At 70.6% G+C, this 22,287-nt stretch carries 18 protein-coding genes and 1 tRNA gene; 11 read left to right on the forward strand and 8 right to left on the reverse strand.

From position 1 onward, the window contains the following. The 3 genes from UK12_RS21620 to UK12_RS21630 all read right to left on the reverse strand — a co-directional run. The coding region (locus UK12_RS21620) for a glycoside hydrolase domain-containing protein (RefSeq protein WP_156178851.1) at nt 1-1,655 on the reverse strand (1,655 nt) is incomplete at its 3' end. Between the two features lie 37 nt (nt 1,656-1,692). Continuing rightward, on the reverse strand, nt 1,693-2,889 hold the full coding sequence (locus UK12_RS21625) for a DUF4185 domain-containing protein (RefSeq protein WP_045304734.1): 1,197 nt from the start codon (nt 2,887-2,889) through the stop codon (nt 1,693-1,695). Nucleotides 2,890-3,108: 219 nt separating this feature from the next. Then, nucleotides 3,109-3,876, reverse strand: a complete 768-nt coding sequence (locus UK12_RS21630) for a PE-PPE domain-containing protein (RefSeq protein WP_045304735.1) — start codon at nt 3,874-3,876, stop codon at nt 3,109-3,111. 303 nt (nt 3,877-4,179) lie between these two features. Here UK12_RS21630 and UK12_RS21635 point away from each other — a divergent pair, with 303 nt between their 5' ends. Together UK12_RS21635 and UK12_RS39880 are read left to right on the forward strand one after the other, a co-directional pair. Further along, nucleotides 4,180-6,639, forward strand: a complete 2,460-nt coding sequence (locus tag UK12_RS21635; protein WP_045304736.1) for a helix-turn-helix domain-containing protein — start codon at nt 4,180-4,182, stop codon at nt 6,637-6,639. Nucleotides 6,640-6,806: 167 nt separating this feature from the next. Further along, nucleotides 6,807-7,538: a hypothetical protein gene (locus UK12_RS39880; protein ID WP_156178852.1), complete on the forward strand. Its 732-nt coding sequence runs from the start codon at nt 6,807-6,809 to the stop codon at nt 7,536-7,538. A gap of 65 nt (nt 7,539-7,603) precedes the next feature. Here the strand turns inward: UK12_RS39880 and UK12_RS21645 are convergent, their stop codons facing one another. The 4 genes from UK12_RS21645 to UK12_RS21665 all read right to left on the reverse strand — a co-directional run bounded on the left by UK12_RS21645 (nt 7,604) and on the right by UK12_RS21665 (nt 11,026). Beyond that, nucleotides 7,604-8,344, reverse strand: coding sequence for a Clp protease N-terminal domain-containing protein (locus UK12_RS21645; protein ID WP_045304738.1), 741 nt, complete (start codon nt 8,342-8,344; stop codon nt 7,604-7,606). 1,027 nt (nt 8,345-9,371) lie between these two features. Next, nucleotides 9,372-10,514: a PP2C family protein-serine/threonine phosphatase gene (locus tag UK12_RS21655; RefSeq protein WP_197085063.1), complete on the reverse strand. Its 1,143-nt coding sequence runs from the start codon at nt 10,512-10,514 to the stop codon at nt 9,372-9,374. A gap of 51 nt (nt 10,515-10,565) precedes the next feature. Continuing rightward, nucleotides 10,566-10,748, reverse strand: coding sequence for a hypothetical protein (locus UK12_RS21660; protein ID WP_045304741.1), 183 nt, complete (start codon nt 10,746-10,748; stop codon nt 10,566-10,568). 190 nt (nt 10,749-10,938) lie between these two features. Further along, a tRNA-Leu gene (locus tag UK12_RS21665) sits at nt 10,939-11,026 on the reverse strand. Nucleotides 11,027-11,602: 576 nt separating this feature from the next. Here UK12_RS21665 and UK12_RS21670 point away from each other — a divergent pair. Further along, nucleotides 11,603-12,322: an ATP-binding protein gene (locus UK12_RS21670; protein WP_156178854.1), complete on the forward strand. Its 720-nt coding sequence runs from the start codon at nt 11,603-11,605 to the stop codon at nt 12,320-12,322. A gap of 90 nt (nt 12,323-12,412) precedes the next feature. Here UK12_RS21670 and idi read toward each other — a convergent pair whose 3' ends face one another. Next, entirely contained in the window at nt 12,413-13,096 is a 684-nt protein-coding gene (gene idi, locus UK12_RS21675; RefSeq protein ID WP_082119825.1) for an isopentenyl-diphosphate Delta-isomerase, read from the reverse strand. Between the two features lie 467 nt (nt 13,097-13,563). Between idi and UK12_RS21680 the strand changes: the two genes are divergently transcribed. The 8 genes from UK12_RS21680 to hpnC all read left to right on the forward strand — a co-directional run bounded on the left by UK12_RS21680 (nt 13,564) and on the right by hpnC (nt 22,253). Then, nucleotides 13,564-15,726 (forward strand): DUF5941 domain-containing protein, encoded by a 2,163-nt coding sequence (locus tag UK12_RS21680; protein WP_197085065.1) that lies wholly within the window; start codon nt 13,564-13,566, stop codon nt 15,724-15,726. Then, entirely contained in the window at nt 15,723-16,478 is a 756-nt protein-coding gene (locus tag UK12_RS21685; RefSeq protein WP_045304742.1) for a phosphocholine cytidylyltransferase family protein, read from the forward strand. Before UK12_RS21680 ends, UK12_RS21685 begins: the two co-directional genes overlap by 4 nt. Then, nucleotides 16,466-17,527: an iron-containing alcohol dehydrogenase family protein gene (locus tag UK12_RS21690; RefSeq protein WP_045304743.1), complete on the forward strand. Its 1,062-nt coding sequence runs from the start codon at nt 16,466-16,468 to the stop codon at nt 17,525-17,527. Before UK12_RS21685 ends, UK12_RS21690 begins: the two co-directional genes overlap by 13 nt. Beyond that, nucleotides 17,511-18,335, forward strand: coding sequence for a CDP-alcohol phosphatidyltransferase family protein (locus UK12_RS21695; protein WP_197085066.1), 825 nt, complete (start codon nt 17,511-17,513; stop codon nt 18,333-18,335). Before UK12_RS21690 ends, UK12_RS21695 begins: the two co-directional genes overlap by 17 nt. Beyond that, on the forward strand, nt 18,332-19,237 hold the full coding sequence (locus tag UK12_RS21700; protein ID WP_045304745.1) for a glycosyltransferase family 2 protein: 906 nt from the start codon (nt 18,332-18,334) through the stop codon (nt 19,235-19,237). Before UK12_RS21695 ends, UK12_RS21700 begins: the two co-directional genes overlap by 4 nt. Before the next feature lie 186 nt (nt 19,238-19,423). Beyond that, the gene (locus UK12_RS21705; protein ID WP_231591321.1) at nt 19,424-20,344 is read left to right on the forward strand and encodes an ABC transporter permease; all 921 of its coding nucleotides are present in this window, start codon (nt 19,424-19,426) and stop codon (nt 20,342-20,344) included. Next, the gene (locus UK12_RS21710; RefSeq protein ID WP_231591322.1) at nt 20,337-21,167 is read left to right on the forward strand and encodes an ABC transporter ATP-binding protein; all 831 of its coding nucleotides are present in this window, start codon (nt 20,337-20,339) and stop codon (nt 21,165-21,167) included. Before UK12_RS21705 ends, UK12_RS21710 begins: the two co-directional genes overlap by 8 nt. A gap of 126 nt (nt 21,168-21,293) precedes the next feature. After that, nucleotides 21,294-22,253: a squalene synthase HpnC gene (hpnC, locus tag UK12_RS21715; RefSeq protein WP_197085067.1), complete on the forward strand. Its 960-nt coding sequence runs from the start codon at nt 21,294-21,296 to the stop codon at nt 22,251-22,253. Nucleotides 22,254-22,287: the final 34 nt, after the last annotated feature.

Genomic DNA, 22,287 nt, shown 5'->3' on the forward strand with positions numbered 1-22,287 from the left:
CAGGCGCTCCAGCCGCCGTTGGGCGCGGTCTGCCAGATGTGCGAGATCGAGCCGTAGTCGGGCGCGACCGCGAACACCTCCATCCGGCCGTCCGCACTCTGACCGACCGACAGACCGGCCGCCGGTCCACCGAAGCCGGCGTCCCAGCTGCTCCAGCCGCCGTTGGGTGCGGTCTGCCAGATGTGGGAGACGTTGGTCTTGCCGGGGCCTAGGACGAACAGCTCAAGACGTCCGTCGGGGTCCCTGCCGACGACCGGCAGGCCGCCGACCGGACCGCCGAGTTGCCGCCACGCGCCCCAGCCGCCGGACGGCGCCGACTGCTCGCGGTAGTACAGCCCCTGCTGGTCCGGTGAGACCGCGAAGGCGATCATCGCGCCGTTCGCCTCCCGGCCGACCGCCGGGTTCTGGCGGCCGTCGCCGAAGTCGTCCCAGCCGCCTCCCGGGGCTGCCGCCTGGACGTCGAGGTAGTCGGAGTCGATGTTGAGGGTCACACCGCCGTAGGTCTCGTCGTGGCCGCCGGCGTACTGGTGGATCCGCTGGTGGTTCGCCCACTCGTTGTCCGGGATCCCCGGATCCGAGGTGCTGGTGCTGCCACTGCCCGGCCAGGACGCGAAGTCGATGATGTCCGGCATCGGACCCGAGGTGTAGGTGGCGACCAGGTCGGAGATCGTGCTGCTGACGCTGCCGTACACACCCGACAGGTAGCCCCGGGCATGCAACTCCGTGGTCCAGGCGGACAGGTAGCCCAGGACCGTGCCCGAGTACGACGGCGAGTACTGCTCGGAGTCCATGAAGACCGGGGTGCCCGCGGGGAAGCCGAGGGCGGACAGCTGCGCGATCGCGTCGTCGGCGTCGGCGGCACCCTGGGACGCCGACGGGATCGTGGCGCAGCCGCCACAGGCGCCGGGCGCCTGGTAGCCGACGTACAGCGGGAAGAAGTGCCAGCCGATCGAGGCCTGTTGGGCGACCCAGTCGGAGGTCAGGTTCGGCTGGTTGCAGGTGCGGTTGACGCCGCCGATGTAGATGCCGATGGCGCCGAACGGCGAGGACCTCATCCAGCTGTCCATGGTGGACGAGCTCGGCGCCTCGCACGGATCGAAGCCCTGGCCGTTGAAGTCGGTGCTGCTCCGGGCCACCGCAGCGGCCCTCGCCGCGGCTGTCGCTGCGGGAGCGGCCGCGGGAACGGCCGGGGCGAGGGTCCTCGGCAGTGCCTGACCGGGCCTCAGCAGACCGGCGCTGTCGAGGACCGCCTGCACGGCCGGCCGGTCGGTGCCGTAGGTCGCGGTGACGGTGAACGCCGCCGTGGTGACGGTGATTTCGTGCGAGGCGCGGTTCTCCCGGGCGTCGGGTACGGCACCGGGACCGGCCGGCTGGACCAGCACCGCCTCACTGCGTCCGAGCAGGTGGGACGGGCAGTTCTGGCTGCTCCCGGAGCGGCCCAGGTAGACGGCGTGCCGGTCGAACCGCACACAGGTGTCCGGCGCCTTGTCCAGGTCGATCACCGGCCAGGACGCCGGAACCCGGAACCTCGCGCCCTGGTACTGAACGGTCTTGCCGTCGCCCGTGGACGCGGTCGCCGGACCGGCCGCCGCGAGGCCGGCGGACAGGAAGACCAGTACGCCCATCAGCGCTCTGGTCAGTACCCCTGATTTCATACGGACTTCTTTCGGTCTGGACGTCGCGGGGTGTCGGCTACGGGTTGATGCCGTCGAACTGCAGCACCCGGTAGGCACCCTGGGCGGTCCACTGCGAGACGATCAGGGTCAGGGAGGTGGCGCTCGCGCTGCCGGGGTGGATGTATCCGCCGTACACGCTGTCGACCTGCGGCCGGCCCCAGTGGTTCGGCGGCCAGAGGTTGTTGATGACGATCTGCGGGGTCGGCGGGGACCACGGGGCGTCGGGCCGGGAGGCGGTGCGGGTGCAGATCGAACCGTCCGCCACGTCGAGGTAGCTCATGCAGTACCTGCCGTCGATCCGCTTGACGGAGAACTCACCGATGCTGTTGCCGGGAGCGAAGAGCGGCGACGGCGGGGTGCCGTCGGTGGCCCAGTACCAGCTGCCGTTGTAGGCCCAGCTCTGCTGGGCACCGAAGTTGCCGGCCCGGAACTCGCCCGGGTCGATCCGGAACAGCTGGATCGCGCCCTGGTCCGCGGTGTTCTTGTGGCTGCCGTTCCAGCGCTTGGAGAAGATGTACAGCCAGCCGTCCGGGTCGATGCCGGCGAAGGACCACATCCCGTACATGGACTGGTTCACTCCCTGGTACTGACCGGCCCAGTGGTACGGGTAGTCGGTCCAGGTCGCGCCGAAGTCGTCGGAGTAGGCCACGCCCGACATCAGCGAGCCGTCGACGCCGGCCGGCAGCGGATCGGAGCCGATGCCATGGGCCACGGAGGTGTACTGGAGGTAGGTGCGGCCGCCGAACTCGATGCAGTCGTTCGGAATGCGGGTGCTCTCCGTGCCGTGGCCGTTGTCGGCGCCGTGCGCGTAGTCGAACAGCTGCGCCGCGGTGCCGCCCGGCATCGCGTAGCTGAACGAGATCGGTGCGGCCCCTGAGCGGTCGAAGCTCGCCTGGTTCAGCATCACCGGGGAGCCGAGGTAGGTGTTTCCGGCGTCGAACGAGTCACCGAAGACGTAGCCCCAGGTGTTGTCGTGCTCCCGGAAGTACGGGATGCCCAGGTCGCCGCTGCCCAGCCCCTGCCGGCTCGCCGAGTCGCCGGGCTGCTGGCACAGCGGCGCGCCGGTCTGGCCGATGCCGTTGGTCGCGGCGGCGGAGGTGGCGCGGAGCAGGCCGGAGCCCACCGTGAGGCCGGTGCCCAGGGCGAGGCCCGTGCCGGTCCTGAGCAGCGATCGCCGGGTCCACTCGGTGGTCGGCCGCTGTGAAGCGGACATGGATCTCTCCTTCAACTGCGTCGAGGGGTGGAACTGGGAGTCGGCCTGGCCCCCCTCCCCAGGGGGCCAGGCCGACCGTGCGCGGTTCGTTGGATCAGGCCGACTAGCCCTGTTCGGCGATCCGCTCCCGCGAACTCCTGGTGTTCGGCCGGGAGATCGAGCCGTCCGTGATCTCGTCGGCGAACGCCGGGTCTCCGTGGTCCGTGCAGGCGCTGACGGTCACGCGGCCGGGAGCCAGACGATCCCGTCGCCGCCGGGGTTGCCGATGGTCTGCGTCATGATGTTGTTGTCCTGCCAGTAGCGCGGGTGCTGCTGGAGGAGGCCGCCGAACGAGTCCAGGGACGTCGCGTCGCAGACGCCGTCGCTGTGGATGCAGAAGCGCTGGACCGGGACGCCGGGGAACTCCACCGGGCCGGTGCCGGGGGACACCGCGACCAGCGGCAGCGGGACCCCCTGCGGGAGCAGGTGCCAGAAGCCGGTGCCGGGCTGCATCGGGTCGGAGTAGAGCATCCCGTTGACCTGCGAGCGGGGGACGTCGGTGCCGTTGTTGGCGATCGTCTGGAGCACGTCGTCGCCGATCCACGCCCCCTGGGAGTAGCCGACGATCGTGAACTGCGCCGTGGGGTCGGCGTGGTAGGTCTTCTCAAGCACGTCCAAGGTGTTCCGGTAGCCCTGGTTCACGCTGTCGGCGAAGCTCGGCGCGAACGGGGCCGGCATCTCGTTGTGGCTCCCGACGAACGGGCCGCCGCTGGCCACGTAGCAGACCGGAACCGGAATGCCGCCGTTCAGATGCTGGTTCGCGAAGCCGAACGTCGTGGTGCAGTTGGGCGCGTCCGCGGCCGAGCCGGTGCCGCCGATCTCGATGTAGTAGTGGTGCGGGGCGTCGGCGTGCGCGGCGGTCGGTACGGCGGCGACGCCGGCCAGCGCGAGTGCCGCCGCTCCGAGGACGGCCTTGCAGCGACGGATGAGCCTGTTCGGGTTGGACATGCCTGTCAACTTTCTCTGGGGCCAGGGCGGGTGCCCTCGTCGGGGTGTCCACCGTCCGTGTGGGCCGCCTGTCTCCGCGAGCCGCCTGCTCTCCGTGAGCCGGCCGGTCGCTCCGTCAGCGTCGCTTTGCGTGCTGGCGGTTGGCGTGCGGTCGAGTGCGGTGGTTGCTGCCCATGGTGTTGTTCGCGCTGGTCAGACGACCAGGCCAGGGACCGGCCAAATATGGCCGGGCGCCCCGGTAGAGTGAAACTGACAGCGATCCGTCATATCCGGCAGAAGCGTTTTCGAAGCGGGGGCCTCGAAATGACCAGCCAGTTCGGTGTATTGCTCCGTGGGTTACGGCTCAAGGCGGGCATGACGCAGGAGCAGTTGGCCGAGCGGTCCAGGCTGGGGGTGCGCACCATCCACCGGCTGGAGACTGGCAAGCCCACCGATGCCCGGATGGGAACGGTGAGACAGGTCGCCTACGCCCTGGCCGATGCCTTGAAGCGGGACGGCGACGAGGTCTGGCAGGAACTGCTGGCCGCGCACCGCGGCAACGGTGCCGCTGCCGACGCCTCCGGCGCTGCGTCTGCCGCTGCAGCCACCCAGGAGGTGTCCGGTCCCGCCGAGATCGCCTCCGCGGAGCGCGACGCCTCGGCCGCGCCGAGTCCGACCGTGCCGGTGCCCGACCCGGTCAGGCCCGGCACGCCGGCGCCCCGGGGCGCCCTGGCCGAGGTCGCCGAGTCACTGGCGCACGACGTGTACAGCCGCTGGATACGTGAGGAGGAGCAGCGTCGGATCCACGACCCCTTCCCGCTGCCCGTGCGGTGGAAGTCGGCGCCTGAGGACCTGTTGGACCACTGGGACAACATCCTCGGCGCTCCCCCGGGAGCCACCTGTGGCCCGCTGTCCCTGGACGGCGGCCTGGCCGACATCGCGGACGTCTACCGGCGCATCCCGTCCGGGCGGCTGGTGGTGCTCGGCCGAGCCGGCTCCGGCAAGACCGTCCTGATGATGCGGTTCGTCCTCGACTACCTGAGCACGCGCGCCGGCGGCGATCCCGTGCCGGTCGTCTTCAGCATCGGATCGTGGGACCCGACCGTCACCGCGCTACGCGACTGGCTCATCGATCGGCTGCTGCGCGACCATCCGAACCTCGACGCGCGCGCCCCCGGCCGCTCGAACCTGGCCGCCGCCCTGGTGGACGCCGGCTGGATCCTGCCGGTGCTCGACGGGTTCGACGAGATCGCCAGAGGCCTGCACGGCGCCGCCCTGCAGGAGCTCAGCGCGATATCCCTGCCGCTCCTGCTGACCAGCCGCACCGAGCAGTTCGCCGAGGCCGTCGCGACCGACGTGCTCAGGAAGGCCGCCGGCGTCGCCCTGACCGACCTGACCACGGACGACCTGCTCCACTACCTGCCCCGCACCGCGCGCCCGACCGCACCGGGTGAGGGCGAGGGACGAACCGCGACCGTGTGGGACCCGGTCCTGGACCGGCTGCGCCGGCAGCCGGACAGCCGGTCCTGCGTCAACCTCGCGACGGTGCTGAGCACCCCGCTGATGGTCCTGCTGGCCCGGACCGTCTACAGCGACACCCCGGGGCAGGACTCGGCCGTCCTGCTGGACACCGCTCGCTTCCCCACACCGGAGGCCCTCGAAGAGCACCTGCTGGCCGGCTTCGTACCGACCGTCTACCGGCGCCGAACTTCGGCCCCGCACGGCGCCGGTCGCCCGCGCCGCCACCACGCGTGGGACCCGCAACGCGCCCAGCACTACCTGGGCTACCTCGCCGGGCACCTCGACCGGCCCCAGCAGCCCGACCGCCAGGACCTGGCGTGGTGGCAACTGTGCGGTTCGCTGCGGCTGTCCTCGCGCATCCTCGCCGTCGTCCTTGCCTGTTCCCTGGTCACCGCCGCTTCCGACTGGCTCGTCTTCCCGGCCCTGAACATGATCGCCGGTCGCAGCGCCGCGTTCGCGCTGCGCGCGGGCCTGCTGGACGCGCTGCTGTTCGGCCCGGCGGTCGGCCTCGCGGTCGGGCTGGTCTACGGGCTCATGGTCGTGATCGGCGGCGTGGTGTTCGAGCCGTCACGGGTACAGCTGCGACTGCCCGGCCGCGGCCGGCGGACCGGCGGCGGATCCGCCCGCAGATTCCCCACCTGGTTCTCGGCCGGACTGCTGGGCGGCTTCGTGGTGGGGCTCGGGGCCGGACCCGGGCTCACGGTGGGCGTGGAACTGCTCTACGGCCACGTGACGGTCGACGCTCCGGTGCTCAGGGCAACGGCCGTCAACGCACTCGTGTTCGGGCTCATCTTCGGGCTGGCCGGAGGGCTGGTGCTCGGGCTCGTCGCCGCCCTGGAGACACCCCTCGATCTCGGCTCCGCCGCCACCCCGGCGGATCTGCTGGCCGTCAACCGCAGCACCGTGATCCGCCAAGCCCTGTTCCTGGCGCCGCTGCTCACCCTGGTGATCGCCCTCGGCGGCCGGCTGATCACCGGACTCTGCCAGGGACTTCTGGGCCCACTCAGCTGGCCGATGAAATCCGGGCTCGCGATCGGTACCGTCGGCGGCCTCGCCGGCGCGCTCTCCTACGCCCTGGCCTTCACCGCCTGGGGCCAGTGGGTGCTCCTCACCCGTCTCTGGCTGCCCCTGACCGGACGCCTTCCCTGGGCGACGGTCGCCTTCCTCGACGATGCCTACCGCCGGGGAGTACTGCGCCAGGTCGGAGCCGTCTACCAGTTCCGCCATGCGCGGCTCCAGAACCATCTCAGCCCTGTTCGCTAGGAGGCCGAGCCGAGGGCCCGGGACGGCGGGGCGGGGCGGCGGCCTGCCGGTCCGGCGTGCCTGCTTGACGGAGTACGCGCATGTGGGGAACCGGTGGGTGTCCGGTGACGTGTAGGGGAATGGCCCGTCTTGCGGGGGGTTCTGATCACTCGTTTGAGGAGAAGGCTTTGAAGACGCGTCACCTGGCCACCGCCACTGTTCTGGCCTGTGCTGCACTCGCCCTGACGGCGTGTGGATCGAGCGGGACCCCGTCGGCTTCTTCGGCCGGGTCCACATCCTCGTCCGCGGCGCGCGTTCCTTCCGAGGCCCCCAGCGGTCCGGCCGCCGGCGGTCCGGCCGACGGCGCGCCGCAGTCCGGTGCCAAGTCCGGTGGGACGGCTGCGAAATCAGGGGGCGCGGACGTCCCGGCGTGTGGCGGCTCGGAGAAGGAGAGCGATGTCCGGGCCGAGATGGTCGGCCTGGACAAGAGCGCCGATCCCCGGTGGACCGGCGTCGTCAGGCTCACCAACGTCTCGAAGCACGACTGCGTGATGTACGGGCCCGCCGATGCGCGGACGGACCACGCGCCCGGCGCGTTCACCAAGCTGGCCACCGGTGTCCTGGGCGGTGGGACCTTCGCCGCCGACAAGGCGCACGGAACGGTGCTGCGGGCGGGAGGCGAGGTCTTCCAGCCCGTCACCTGGCTCTCCTCCCCTCCGGTCGCCCCCAACGCCAGCTGTGCGACCGGCTCTCTCCTCGTCCTGGTCCGCAACGAGGAGGCGCTGACCGTGAGCGTTCCCGTCAAGGACGCCCGCTTCTGCCCGAGCAAGGACACCGGCTCCCCGCAGGTTCTGATCGGCGTTCCGCAGACCACCCTGGCCGAAGCACGGGCCCAACTCCAGAACCTCGGCGGCAAGTAGCGGCGGATCAGCGGCGGTTGTCCTGCAGGTGAACACGCCTACAGGACAACCAGTCTGACGGTCTGTCAGTCTTCCTGGCGGGCCGTGGTGAAAGCCGCCAGGGTGGCGGCGATGTCGGCCTCGGCGGCCGCCTTGTCGATGCCGAGGCCGTTGAGCACGCCGGTGCCGGCCTCCAGCTCCAGCAGGGCGAGCAGGATGTGCTCGGTCCCGACGTAGTTGTGGCCGAGTCGCAGCGCCTCCCGGAAGGTGAGCTCCAGCGCCTTCCGGGCTCCGGCGTCGTACGGGATGAGCTCGGGCACCTCCTGGACCGCCGGCGGCAGCACGGCGGCGGCGGCCTGCCGGACGTCCTCGGGACTCACCCCCTGCGTGAGGATCGCCGCCGCCCCGAGCCCCTCCGGCTCGCTCAGCAGTCCGAGTACCAGATGCGCCGGTCCGATCTCGTTGTTCCCCGCGGCCCGCGCCTCGTTCTGCGCCGCCATGGCCACGTTCCGCGCCCGGGGGGTGAACCGGCCGAACCCCTGGCTGGGGTCGAGCTCCGACGGCCCGCCGGGATCCTTGGGGACGAAGCGCTTCTGGGCCGCCTGCTTGCTGACGCCCATGCTCCTGCCGATGTCGGTCCAGGAGGCGCCCGAGCGCCGGGCCTGGTCCACGAAGTGGCCGATCAGATGGTCGGCCACGTCACCGAGGTGGTCGGCCGCGATGACGGCGTCGGAGAGCTGGTCGAGCGCGTCGGTGTGAACCTTCTTGATGGCCTCGATCAGGTCGTCGAGCCGGACTGGATTCGTCGAACGCAGTGGATTCGCCATGCGTCAACTCTAGGTTGACGCACACTCATCGTCAATCCCGGGTTGACGATGGCCGGCGGTTCAGATCTAGCAGCACACCGGTGGCCGTGCCTGTGCCGCTCGGAAAGTCATCGCTCCGCAGCTCAAGCGGCACGGCGATACTCGGTGATGGCTCCACCGAGGGCTCGGGGTGCGGAGGGGGCGGCGACTGTCGAGGCCGTTCGCCCGGGTGGGCTCCCCTGCGGCGCCCGATGGCTGTCGGCTCCGGGCCTGATACGGGCTGTGCGCTCTGTAGTGGTCTTGATATTCGGTCAGAACGCGTCGACCAGGGGAAGTCCGCCATCGCGGCCTTCATCGCCTGACCGCGCCCCCCGGTGACTGCCTCAAGCCGAGAGATGACTCTCCGCAGGTTGCTCTGCACCTCGCCGGACGCCACCGTGTCGAAACTGGTCCGGTTCGCGCTTCCCGCGATCGTTTCCCCGATTCCTGGCGCCAGCGAACCGGGCAGCGTCGAGGTTGGCCGTGGCGCAGCCGAGCAGCTCGACGTCCTTGGACACCGACAGGGTGGGCAGGTGGTCCGCAGTCGGAACCGGATCAACTGGCGTGACTCGCAAGGGCATACGCACTCGGCGAGGGAAAAAGGGTGACTCCGCCTCGACGCGGAATCTCGGCATCGTCATGGAGGGGGCCGCCGATCGGGAGGCCCGGACGATCGTTGCCAGGGCGGCCGACCACCACACGCCGGCCCGCTACGGCTACTCGCGGAAGAAAGGGGCGCGGCGGCGGCTGGCCGCCTCCGGAGCGGGCCGAATCGGACTGTCTGTCCTGGCTGACCGGCTGCCTCTGGCTCTGTTGGTCACGCGGTTGGCCACGTGACTGCCCGACCGCGCCCGGAAAACAGAAAAACCCCAGATCAACTGGGGTTCCCGCTGGTGTCCGAGAGGTACTTGAACTCTCGCCTCGGACACCAGCACGCTGTGTCCCTGACCTGCTAGAGACGTTTCCTCACATCGGGGGAAGCCCCTTAGTGGTGTGCCGGCTCCGGTCGTCAAGCGGTGCCCGAGCCGGATGGACGGGGATTGCCGCGGTCCGGGTGTTCGCGCAGGCGTACGGCGAGGGACGCGATGTCGTCGTCGAGTCCGCCATCGCTGTGGTCGACCAGGTCCTGGTGAAGCCGGTCGAGTAGCTGGCGGGGCGTGGTTGGGCTCTGCCGCCGCAGCCAGTCCGGTAGCGGGAAGAACCCGCCGGTGCGGTCGCGGGTCTCGACCACGCCGTCCGTGTAAAGAAGCAGCAGGTCACCAGGGGTGAACGGGAAGGAATCGACGCTGTAGTGGTCGCCGATCAGTTCCGCGAGGTTGAGAAGCGGCGAGGGAGCCGTGGGCTGCAGCACGCCGAGCTGCCCGGCGTGCACGAGCAGCGGCGGGGGATGCCCGCAGTTGAGGAGTCTGATGCAGCCGCCCTCTTGCGGGATCTCGGCGAGGATGGCGGTGGCGAAGCGCTCCGGTGAGTCCTGGCCGGCGTACGCGTCGCTGTGGCGGGAAGTACTGGTCTCCAGGCGTCGGGCGACGCCGCGTAGATCCGGTTCGTCGTAGGCGGCCTCCCTGAAGGAGTTGACCACTGCCGCGGCCGCCCCCACCGCAGACAGGCCCTTGCCCCGCACGTCGCCGATGAGCAGCCGAACCCCGTACGGTGTGTCGACGGCTTCGTAGAAGTCGCCGCCGATGCGGGCCTGCGCCGCTGCCGCGAGATACAGCGACTCGATCTCGATGCAACCGACGAAGCGTGGCAGAGGGCGCATGACCACTTCCTGCGCTGCGTCGGCGACGAGTCGGACGTGCAGGAGGGTCGTCTCCCGCTGGAGCCGGATATGGCTCGCGTACGCGGCCGCAACCGTGACCGCGACGATCGCCCCCACCGTGTACCACGTCCCCAGGTCCGGATAGACGAGGCTGAGGCCGATCATGATCAGAAGGCAGAGCATCCCCAGTAGGACGGTGGGAAGCACGGGCCACATGCACGCGGCGAGGGCCGGTGCGGCCGTCAGGATGCGGCTGAAGGCGACCTCCCTGGGCGTCGCGAACGCCAGGCTGGCGACGACGACGGTAAGGATCACCGGCGCCAGCAGAACAGGTTCCGACCGCCCGCCGGAGGGATGGCGACGCCGCAGCCGCAGCCGATCACTAATGACCACAGGAGCTATCCTATCGGCACAAATCGCCATTAAAGCCTGCTATGCGGCGCATCAGGTGGTGATGCGGAGAACGCGGTAGTTGCGGTTGGACGCGCAGACGGAGCAGTCGCGCACCGGGAGCAGGGTGCCGTCCACGGTCCACGGCCCGTCCGCTCCCGCTCCGGGGCCCGGCTCCCGCACGGCGTCACACACCGTCGACGACGAGCCACCGAGCGGCGGCGTCAGCTGGTGCATCGTCGGAATTTCTCCGGTAGCAGCGTGGCAGGCGGTTCGTGTCGGCACGGGCGACGTGGATCCCGATTGCCGCAGGGCTTCGCAGTCCAAGGTCGAGAGCTGATCGCCTCGCGCCGAGTAGTGATCGCGACGGCCCGGCAAGTAGCAGATACGCAAGAACCGCTGGTCACAGTTGTGACCAGCGGTTCGCTGGTGTCCGAGGGGGGACTTGAACCCCCACGCCCGATAAAGGGCACTAGCACCTCAAGCTAGCGCGTCTGCCATTCCGCCACCCGGACAGGGTGTGTGCCTCGGGTTTTTGTTCCTGCGCCCCGTGGCGACAGAGAGAACATTACCAGGCTTCGGGAGTGCTTCTCACCTGCGTATCTGTCGTCCGGGGGTGGGTTGCCGACGCAGTCGGGAGGAATAGGGCAGAAGGTCGCAAGGCAGGCAGGTGTGCGGTGCGTGTGAGGGCGGCGGGGGAGACGGAGGCGCCGGTGAGTGGACGGCGGCCGGGGTTCCGGTCCGGTGGTCGAACGGTTCGCCCTGCGCTCTCGGGTCGGGGCGCGCGAGGTGATCGGGGCCGAGGGGAGGGAGGCGTACCGGTGCGAGGTGGACGAGCAGTCTGGGGGGTGAATCTTTCGGCTGTCGTGCGAACAGAATCGATGCATGATTCACCGAAAAACATCAGGATTCGATCAGAATCAGTCTTCAGGGAGTCAGTTGCAGTCCATGACCCGCCGTCGACCGGGGCTTCCCTAGCCTCTGGTGACCGAGGGGGCCTGAGCGGAGCACCCGATTCCCGAGGGCCGGTGGTCCGGGCTGCCGGTGTCGCCTCCCAGCACCTGCGTGAAGGGCAGCTTGACGTGGAGCAGATGAGCGGGGCGGCGGAGCCCGCGACGAGACCTCCGACGGAGGATCGGCAGGAGGGCGAGCCGGGGCTGCCGGTCGAGGGGGTCTGGCGGTTCTCGGCGGTCGCGCACGAGGCCTCGGTGCCGCAGACCCGGCACGCCGTGCGGGACCGGCTGCTGGCTCAGGGCCTGGCGGCGGAGCGGTACCAGGAGCTGGTCGACGACGTGCTGCTGATCGTCTCCGAGCTGGTGGGCAACGCGGTCACCCACGCCGCCGTGCTCTCCCCGTACCTCACCACCGAGCTGGCGATCGAGGACGGCTGGGTGCGGATCTCGGTGGAGGACGGCCATCCGCACCGGCCCAAGGCCCTGGAGAGCGACCAGGGCCAGCTCGGCGGTCGGGGGCTGCTGCTGGTGAAGAGCGTGACCCTGCAGGCCGGCGGGGTGTGCGACGTCGAGTGCACGGGCGAGGGCGGCAAGGTGATCTGGGCCTCCCTGCCACTGCCCGCCGTGCCAGGGGCCAGGACGGACAGCGAGTACGACGGGGAGGGACGCGAGGCCGCAGCGGCCGTAGCCGCAGAAGCCGACGCTCCCGAGTCCCCGGCCCGAAGGTCCCCGGTCGGAGAAGCCCTGATCATGGAGTTCGAACCCCAGCAGCCCGCAGGGCGCACCGAGCCAGGGGCCACCCCGTGCCCGGCAGTCCTGGACGGGCTGCCGGGCGGCAGCGCGCTGTGGCCGATGTAGGCCCGCCCGGCAGCCACCGGTGCTGCGCGCTGCCGGGGTGACAGGGCGCCGCTTGGAGCGGCAGAGCAGGAAAGACCCGGGACGGGGTGGCTACCAGTCCCGGCCGGCGATCTCGCGGATCCCCGGGAGCGAGGCCTCGAAGACCGTCCGGAACCACACCGAGAACGGCTTCTCGGCCTCCAGCGCCTTCAGCTCCTGCGCGGTGACGAACCGGGTGTCGTCCACCTCGTCGGGGTTCGGGGCGAGCGGCGCGGTGATCAGGCCCACGAAGAGGTGGTTCCACTCGCGCTCGATCAGGCCCGAGGTCTCGTCCGGCAGGTCGTACCGGACGGTGCCGGCCTCGCAGAGCAGGGCGGGTGCGGTGCCGAGCTCCTCGGCGGTGCGGCGCGCGGCGGCCACGAACGGCGGCTCGTCGGGGTACGGGTGGCCGCAGCAGGTGTTGGACCAGACGCCGGGCGAGTGGTACTTGCCCAGGGCCCGGCGCTGGAGCAGCATCCGGCCCTGACGGTCGAACAGGAAGACCGAGAACGCGCGGTGCAGGCGGCCCGGCTGCTGGTGCGCCGAGAGCTTCTCAGCCGTGCCGATGGTCACACCGTCGTCGTCGACGAGTTCCAGCAGGATCTCCGGGGCGGGGGAGTCCGACGCCGAGGGGCTTGAGGAAGCCGAGGGGTTCGAGGAAGCCGAGGGGCTTGAGGAAACTGAGGGGGACGGGGACGAGGCTGCCGCGCTGTGGTCCGCGAACTGCGTCTGGCTGGTCGGTCGGCTCTCCGGCATGGGGCCTCTTTCGGCACGGGGGTTGCGTCGGTGGCCCAGTCTGCCGCATGGCCCAGGGAGCCGGATGGTCCGACGCACACGGGGGCGTGGAAGGTCCGAATCTCCAGCCAGTCCGTTCGATTTATGATCAACTCCGCCCCGCTCGGTTCACCTTCTGTCTGCCGAGTTGTCAGGTCACGGTCGCACGGTGGCAGGTGGGCGGCTTGAAGCTAGGGCATGCGGTCCGGAATGATGATCTGAGCGGCCCGGGTGCGTCAGCTGCGGATAAGCGCTGCCTGCTGCCATTTCGAGGGCGAATCACCCGTCCGGTAGCCTCGGTCGGTGCGCCTGGTCCCCGGAATCGTTCCGTCCGGTGTTGCCTGCCGCTGCATCTGTACGTCCCGAAGCCCCCACTCGTCCCACCGCACACCGTTGTGGCCGGACCGCACACCATCGCCAGGGAGTGAGTTCCGCTGTCCACTGTGATCGTGACCGGCCCCGAGCTGCTCGCGCACGGAAGGCCCGCCGGATCCGGCCGTGGCCGGCACGCCGCGGCGGCCGTCCCCACAGCCACCGCAACGGTCACCACCGCGTCGCTCGCCGCCGCTTCGACGGCCTCGGCAACGGCGTCCGGAGCCGTCCAGGACGTCCTGGCCGCGGACCTCGCTGCGGACCTCGCCGCGATCGGCTTCCGTCGCGTCCTGCGCGCCCACGACGCCGCCCAGCTGGCCGCGATGGTCGCCTCGGTCGGCCCGGACGAGCGGCTGGCCGTCGTGGACGCCGACTTCGTCGGCCACCGCCACGCGCTCCGGCTGGCGCTGACCGACCCCCGCTTCCCGGCCGCCGCCGTGCCCGGCGCGGTCGTGGTCTCCGGCGCGGAGGCCCGTACCGCCCTCACCTCGGCCGCCCAGTACCTCAGCTCCGAGCACCTGAGCGCCCAGCAGCTTCCCCAGCAGCGCGTCGGTGACCCGTACGCCGGCGACCCCTACGACAACGGCTACGGCGCCGCCCCGTACGGCAACGACCCGTACGGCACCGCGCAGTACGGCTGGGCCGACCGGCAGGACCAGTACGGGGCGGGGGCCGACCGGGACCGCCCGCTCCCCGACCGGCTCGCCGACGCGCTCGCGCAGCGCGGCCTCCCCCTCCAGCGCCCCGAGCTCGGCACGCTGGTGGCGGCCGTGCCCCGCAACGAGCACGAGCTGCAGGCGGCCCGTGCCGCGGTGGCCCAGGTGGACGAGGAGGCGGTCCGGCTGCGCCGGGCGGTGAAGGCCAGGGACGGCTTCTTCACCACGTTCTTCGTCAGCCCGTACTCGCGCTACATCGCCCGCTGGTGCGCCCGGCGCGGCCTCACCCCGAACCAGGTGACCACGGCCTCGCTCGTCACCGCCCTGATCGCGGCGGGCCTCGCGGCCACCGGCACCCGGGGCGGCTACATAGCCGCCGGTGTGCTGCTGCTCGCGTCCTTCGTACTGGACTGCACGGACGGCCAGCTCGCCCGCTACTCGCTGCAGTACTCCACCGTGGGCGCCTGGCTGGACGCGACCTTCGACCGGGCCAAGGAGTACGCCTTCTACGCGGGCCTGGCCCTGGGCGCGGCCCGGACCGGTGACCACGTCTGGGCGCTGTCGCTGGCCGCGATGGCCCTGATGACCTTCCGGCACAGCGTGGACTTCGCGTTCATGGCCGCCGACCAGGAGACCTCGCGGAACCCGGTCACGGCCGGCAGCAAGCAGCAGAGCGCCAACGCCAGCCCCACCGCCCAGCTCTCCAGCCGGCTGGACCGGGTCGGGTGGACGGTCTGGGCCCGCCGCATCATCGTTCTGCCGATCGGTGAGCGCTGGGCCCTGATAGCCCTGCTCACGGCCTGTACGACGCCGCGGATCACGCTGTCGGCGCTGCTCGTCGGGTGCGCCCTGGCCTGCTGCTACACCACCGCGGGCCGGGTCCTGCGCTCGATCAACCGCCGCCGCCCGCGCGCCGACCGGGCCGCCCGGGAGGTCGCGATCCTCGCCGACGGCGGTCCGCTGACCGAACTGCTCGCGCCCGTGCTGCGCCCGCTCGCGCGTGTTCTGCCCGGTCTGGCCGTGCCGCTGCTGGCCGCGGTCGCCGCCGCCGGGCTGCCGGTCGCGGTGTACCTGACCGCCGGGACCTGGCAGGCGGTCGCCGCCGCGGCCGGCTACGTGCTGCTGACCTCGCTGGTGCTGGCCCGCAAGCTCACCGGTGCGCTGGACTGGCTCGCCCCCGCGTTCTTCCGGGCCGGCGAGTACCTGGCCGTACTGGCGCTCGCGCTGAAGCTCGACATCGGGGCCCTCCCGGCCGCGTTCGGGCTGGTCGCCGCCTTCGCCTACCATCACTACGACACGGTGTACCGCCTTCGCGGCGGCACCGGAGCGCCGGCCAGGTGGCTGGTGCGGGTGACCGGCGGGCAGGAAGGCCGGGCACTGCTCGTCACCTTGGTGGCGGCGCTCGTCTACCACGGCAGCCCCGCGGGGCCGATCGGTCACCAGACCGCCGGGGCGCACGCCCTGCAGGTCGTCCTGGTGGCCCTGGCCGGCCTGCTGGCCCTGGTCGTGGTCGCGGAGAGCATCCACTTCTGGGTCCTCGGCGACGCCACCGCAGAACACGATGAATCAGGAGACACCGCATGATCGGCCTCGTTCTCGCAGCCGGCGCCGGCCGCCGGCTCCGCCCGTACACCGACACCCTGCCCAAGGCGCTGGTGCCGGTCGACGGGGAGCGGACCGTGCTGGACCTCACCCTCGGCAACTTCGCCGAGGTCGGTCTGCGCGAGGCCGCCATCGTGGTGGGGTACCGCAAGGAGGCGGTCTACGACCGCAAGGACGCGCTGGAGCAGAAGTACGGCGTCAAGCTCACCCTGGTCGAGAACGACAAGGCCGAGGAGTGGAACAACGCCTACTCGCTCTGGTGCGCCCGTGACCTGTTCGGCGAGGGCCTGCTGCTCGCCAACGGCGACACCGTGCACCCGGCGGCGGTCCAGCGCACGATGCTGGACGGCAACGACCGGCTGATCAAGGAGGGCGGTGCCCCCGGCATCCTGCTCGCCCTGGACACCGTGAAGAAGCTGGCCGACGAGGAGATGAAGGTCGTCGTCGACCAGGCCAAGGGCATGCAGCGGATCACCAAGCTGATGGACCCGAGCGAGGCGACCGGCGAGTACATCGGCGTCACGATCATCAACCCCTCCGCCAAGGACGCGCTCGCCGACGCCCTCAAGGCGACCTACGAGCGCGACCCGCAGCTGTACTACGAGGACGGCTACCAGGAGATGGTCAACCGCGGCCTGCGCATCGACGTGCAGCCGATCGGCGAGGTCTCCTGGGTCGAGGTCGACAACCACGACGACCTCTCCAAGGCGCGGGAGATCGCGTGCCAGTACTGACCCGGCTGCTGCCGTCGCCGGTCTTCGTCGAGATCCGCCCGGGCGCGCTGGACGCGCTCGGCGGCATCCTCGCCGACCAGCGCCTGTCGGCCTCGGGCCGGATAGCGGTGGCGATCAGCAACGGATCGGGCACGGTGCTCCGGGAGCGGCTCGAACCGCTGCTCCCGGACGCCGAGTGGTTCGAGGTCGTCGACGGCAGCCTCGACAGTGCCGTACGGCTCGCGGACGAGATGCGCGCGGGCCACTTCGACGCCGTCGTCGGCCTCGGCGGCGGGAAGATCATCGATGCGGCCAAGTACGCCGCGGCCCGGGTCGGCCTGCCGCTGGTCGCGGTGGCCACCAACCTGGCGCACGACGGCATCTGCTCGCCGGTCTCCACCCTCGACAACGACGCGGGCCGCGGCTCCTACGGGGTGCCCAGCCCGATCGGGATCGTGGTGGACCTGGACGTGATCCGCGAGGCCCCGACGCGCTTCGTCGCGGCCGGCATCGGTGACGTGATCTCCAACATCTCGGCCTGCGCCGACTGGGAGCTCTCGCACGAGGTCACCGGGGAGAAGGTGGACGGCCTCGCGGTCGCGATGGCCCGTTCGGCCGGGGAGAACCTGCTCCGCCACCCGGGCCGGCTGGCCGACCAGGACCTGCTGACCTGCCTCGCGGAGGCCCTGGTACTGTCCGGCATCGCGATGAACATCGCCGGCAGCACCCGCCCGTCCTCGGGCGCCTGCCACGAGATCTCGCACGCCCTGGACGTGCTGTACCCCAAGCGCTCCGCGCAGCACGGCGAGCAGGTCGGCCTCGGTGCCGCCTTCGCCAGCCACCTGCGCGGCGAACGCGAGCTGACCGGCCTGATCGTGGACCGCCTGCGGTGCCACGAGCTGCCGGTGACCGCGGCTCAGATCGGCTTCACCGAGGCGGAGTTCACCGAGGCGGTGTACTACGCTCCGAACACTCGTCCGGGACGTTTCACCATCCTGGAACACCTCGATCTCTCCCCTTCCGACATCAGGGACGCGTACGCCGACTATGTCCATGCCGTCAACAACTGACCGCCCTGCGGTCGATCTCACGGTCCGGCCCTCGATCGAGGAGCTGAGGGCCGTCATCCACCCGGAGGGCATGCTCCAGCGCCGCAGTGCCGAGCACTGGGCCGGCCGCTGGTACATGCGGAAGATCTCCCTGCGGATCACCCGCGTGCTCTCCACCATGACGGCGATCACGCCCAATGGCCTGACCTACCTGATGATGTTCACCGGCGTGCTGGCCGGTGCCGCGCTGGTGCTTCCCGGTATCGCCGGAGCCGTCCTCGGCGCCTTCCTGATCCAGGTCTACCTGCTGCTGGACTGCGTCGACGGCGAGGTCGCCCGCTGGCGCCGGCAGACCTCGCTCACCGGTGTCTACCTCGACCGGGTCGGCCACTACATGTCCGAGGCCGCGCTGCTCACCGGTCTCGGCCTGCGCGCCAGCGACCTGCTGCACCGCGAGGGCGGCGCCGCGCACTGGGAGTGGGCCTTCCTCGGCACGCTGGCCGCGCTCGGCGCGATCCTGATCAAGTCGGAGACTGACCTGGTCGACGTGGCCCGCGCCCGCAGCGGGATGACCGCCGTCGAGGACAGTGCCTCGGTGCCCCGCTCCTCGGGTGTGGCCAAGGCCCGCAAGGCGGCGTCCTTCCTCAAGTTCCACCGTCTGGTCGGTGCCGTCGAGGCGTCGCTGTTCATCCTGGCCGCGGGGATCGCCGACGCCGTCCACGGCGGGCTGCTCTTCACCCGCCTCGCGGTCGTGGTCCTGGCCGCGATCGCCATGCTGCAGACGGTCCTGCACCTGCTCAGCATCGTCCTGTCCAGCAGGCTGCGATGAGTGCCGCGGCCGGCTCCGGGGCGGAGGGCTTCCGGCTCGGCGCCGTCATCATCACGATGGGCAACCGTCCCGAGGAGCTCAACGCTCTGATCGAGTCGGTGCGCGACCAGGAGGGCCCGGCCGTCGAGCTGGCCGTGGTCGGCAACGGCGCCCCGCTGCCGCCGCTCCCGGCGGACGTACGCGCCGTCGAGCTGCCCGAGAACCTCGGCATCCCCGGCGGGCGCAACGTCGGGATCGAGCTCTTCGGGCCGGACGGCCGGGACGTGGACGCCGTCCTCTTCCTGGACGACGACGGCTCGCTCCCGAACAAGGACTCCGCCCGGCTGCTGCGGGAGGCCTTCACCGCCGACCCGAAGCTCGGCATCGTCTCCTTCCGCATCGCCGATCCCGAGACCGGTGTCACCCAGCGCCGGCACGTCCCCCGGCTGCGGGCCAGCGACCCGCTGCGCTCCTCGCGGGTGACCACCTTCCTCGGCGGCGCCAGCGCGGTCCGCAGCGCGGTCTTCCCCCAGGCAGGCCAACTGCCCGGTGCGTTCTTCTACGCGCACGAGGAGACCGACCTGGCCTGGCGTGCCCTGGACGCCGGCTGGGAGATCGACTACCGCGCGGACATCGTGCTGCACCACCCCACGACCTCCCCGGCCCGGCATGCCACGTACTTCCACAACGTGGCCCGGAACCGGGTGTGGCTGGCGCGACGGAACCTTCCCGCCCCGTTTGTGCCTCTCTACTTGGGAACCTGGTTGCTGCTCACCCTGGCCCGCCGTCCTTCGGGCGACGCGCTGAAGTCCTGGGTGGGCGGTTTCCGGGCCGGCTGGAGCGAACCCTGCGGTCCGCGACGGCCGATGCGATGGCGTACTGTATGGCGACTGAGCAGGTTGGGCAGACCGCCAATCATCTGATCGCAGAAGCATCTGATCGTATTAGGGCGGCAGTCCCACTGCCGACCGGACAATCCCCCGAGATCCCAGTGGATCCGGCCGGCCCGCCGCCGCTCCCCCCGGTGGCGGGCCCGATATCCGATCCCGCGAAGGACGAATGTGTCAACAGTGAGTGACTTCAGCCTTTCCACACCGAGTGGGGCTGATGTGGGCCTGACCCCGAAGCAGCTCGCGGCCAAGTACGGCCTGGGAGTCAGCGGCAAGCGGCCCAGTCTGCCCACCTACGTGCGGCAGCTGTGGGCGCGGCGCCACTTCATCCTTGCCTTCGCCACCGCCCGCCTGGTCGCTCAGTACACGACCGCCAAGCTGGGCCAGTTGTGGCAGGTGCTCACGCCGCTGCTGAACTGCTCGGTGTTCTTCCTGGTCTTCGGTGTGATGCTGAAGAGCCGGGACAGCATCCCGGTCTACCTCGCCTGGCTCTGCGTCGGCGTCTTCGTCTTCCAGTTCTCGCAGAGCGCGGTGCAGGCCGGTACCCGCTCGATCGCCGACAACCTCGGCCTGATCCGGGCGCTGCACTTCCCCCGTGCCTGCATGCCGGTGGCCTTCACCGTGATCCAGCTCCAGCAGCTGCTGATCTCGATGGTCGTCCTGGTCGGCATCGTGCTGGCGAACGGCCAGATGCCGCACATGACCTGGTTCCTGATCATCCCGGCGCTGCTGCTGCAGTGCCTGTTCAACACCGGTCTGGCGATGGTCATGGCCCGGGTCGGGTCCAAGGCCTCGGACATCTCCCAGCTGATGCCGTTCATCCTGCGCACCTGGATGTACGTCTCCGGCGTCATGTACAGCATCCAGGGCGCCATCGCGACCTGGCCGCCGCTGGCGAAGACGGTCATGGCGCTGAACCCGGCGACCATCTACATGGACCTGATGCGCTACGCGTTCATGCCGGACAGCTTCAGCAAGCACTACTACCACGGTGGCAAGGACGCCTCGGGTCACGCCCTGCCGCAGCACCTGACCCTGCCGCACCACATCTGGTTCACCGCCAGTGCCTGGGCCGTGGTGGTCTTCGTGGCCGGTTTCGTGTTCTTTTGGAAGGCAGAGGAGGAGTACGGCCGTGGCTGACATCGCGATGAGCAACTTCCGAGAGGCGAGCCAGGATGCGGCGGCGACCGCGGCCTCCCAGCCCGCCCGGACCCCGACCGTGGTCGTCGACGACGTCCACATCGTCTACAAGGTGCACGGCGCCGGCTCCGGCAAGGGCAGCGCCACCTCGGCGCTGAGCCGGCTGGTCTCGAAGAAGCGCTCGCCCTCCATCCGCGAGGTGCACGCCGTGCGCGGCCTGAGCTTCACCGCGTACAAGGGTGAGGCGGTCGGCCTGATCGGCTCCAACGGCTCCGGCAAGTCGACCATGCTGGCGGCCATCGCCGGCCTGCTGCCGCCCGAGAAGGGCGCCATCTACACCAACGGCCAGCCCTCGCTGCTGGGCGTGAACGCCGCGCTGATGAACGACCTGACCGGTGACCGCAACGTCATCCTCGGCTGCCTGGCCATGGGCATGACGCCGAAGGAGGTCGAGTCCCGCTACCAGGAGATCGTCGACTTCTCGGGCATCAACGAGAAGGGCGACTTCATCTCGCTGCCGATGCGCACGTACTCCTCGGGCATGGCGGCCCGTCTGCGGTTCTCGATCGCGGCGGCCAAGACCCACGACGTGCTGCTCATCGACGAGGCACTCGCCACCGGTGACCAGAAGTTCCAGAAGCGCAGCGAGGCCCGCATCCGCGAGCTCCGCAAGGAGGCCGGTACGGTTTTCCTGGTCAGCCACAACAACAACGCGATCCGCGACACCTGCGAGCGCACCATCTGGATCGAGAAGGGTGAGCTCGTCATGGACGGCCACACCGACGAGGTCGTGCGCGAGTACGAGAAGCACAACCGAGCCTGAGCAGGGCCGGTACGGCGGGGGCCGGTGCCGGGGCGTCATGCCCTGGTACCGGCCCTTCGGCTGTGCCGGGAGCTCGGGCGCGTGTCCGATATGGGCCGGTGGACCGGACCGGTGTAGAACGGGGGAGTGACGGTAGTGGCGGCTTCGGCTAAATCAGATAAACAGACAGATGGCGGCACGCTCGACAAGGCGGACCTGGAGAACTTCCCGGTCGCGCCCTTCTTCCTGCCCGCCGCCTGGCGCACCGACCTGATGGCGGTCTACGGCTTCGCCCGTCTGGTGGACGACGCGGGCGACGGCGACCTGGCCGAGCCCGCCAGGGTCGCCGAGCTGTTGGGGGTGCCCGCCGCGTTCTCGGCCACCCGTTCGGAGCAGGGGGGCGAGACGGCGTTCCGGCTTGCCCTGCTGGACGGACTCGAACGGGATCTGGACCGCGCCTTCGAGGCCGCGCTCACGCCGGACGCCACCGCGCCGCACCACCCGCTGATGCGCGCGCTCGTCCCGCTGATCGACCGGCACGGGCTCACCGCCGAGCCGTTCCGCCGCCTGATCGAGGCCAACCGGGTCGACCAGACCGCCACCCGGTACCCGCGCTACCGCGACCTGCTCGACTACTGCACCCTCTCCGCCGATCCGGTCGGCCGCCTGGTGCTCGCCATCGCGGGCGTCTCCACCCCGGAGCGGATCGCCTACTCCGACGCGATCTGCAGCGCGCTCCAGGTGGTCGAGCACCTCCAGGACGTCGCCGAGGACCTCGGCCGCGGCCGGATCTACCTGCCCACCGAGGACCTGGACCGCTTCGGCGTCACCGAGCAGGACCTCGCCCAGCCCACCGCAGGACCCCGGGTGAGGGAGCTGGTGGCCTTCGAGGCGGACCGGGCCCGGACCCTGCTCGATCATGGCGCACCGCTGGTGGGTACGGTTTCCGGGAGGCTCCGACTGCTTCTCGCGGGATTCACCGCAGGCGGGTACGCGGCCCTGGCAGCCATCGAGGCCGCCGGGTACGACGTCCTGGCCCAGCAGCCGAAGCCGGACAAGCGCCGCCTTGCAGCGAAGGCGGCGAGACTCTTCGCGAAGGGAAGGTGAACGCCCGCGTGGCGGCATCACCACTGGCGTCCGC

The organism is Saccharothrix sp. ST-888 (assembly GCF_000955975.1).
GTDB lineage: Bacteria > Actinomycetota > Actinomycetes > Streptomycetales > Streptomycetaceae > Kitasatospora.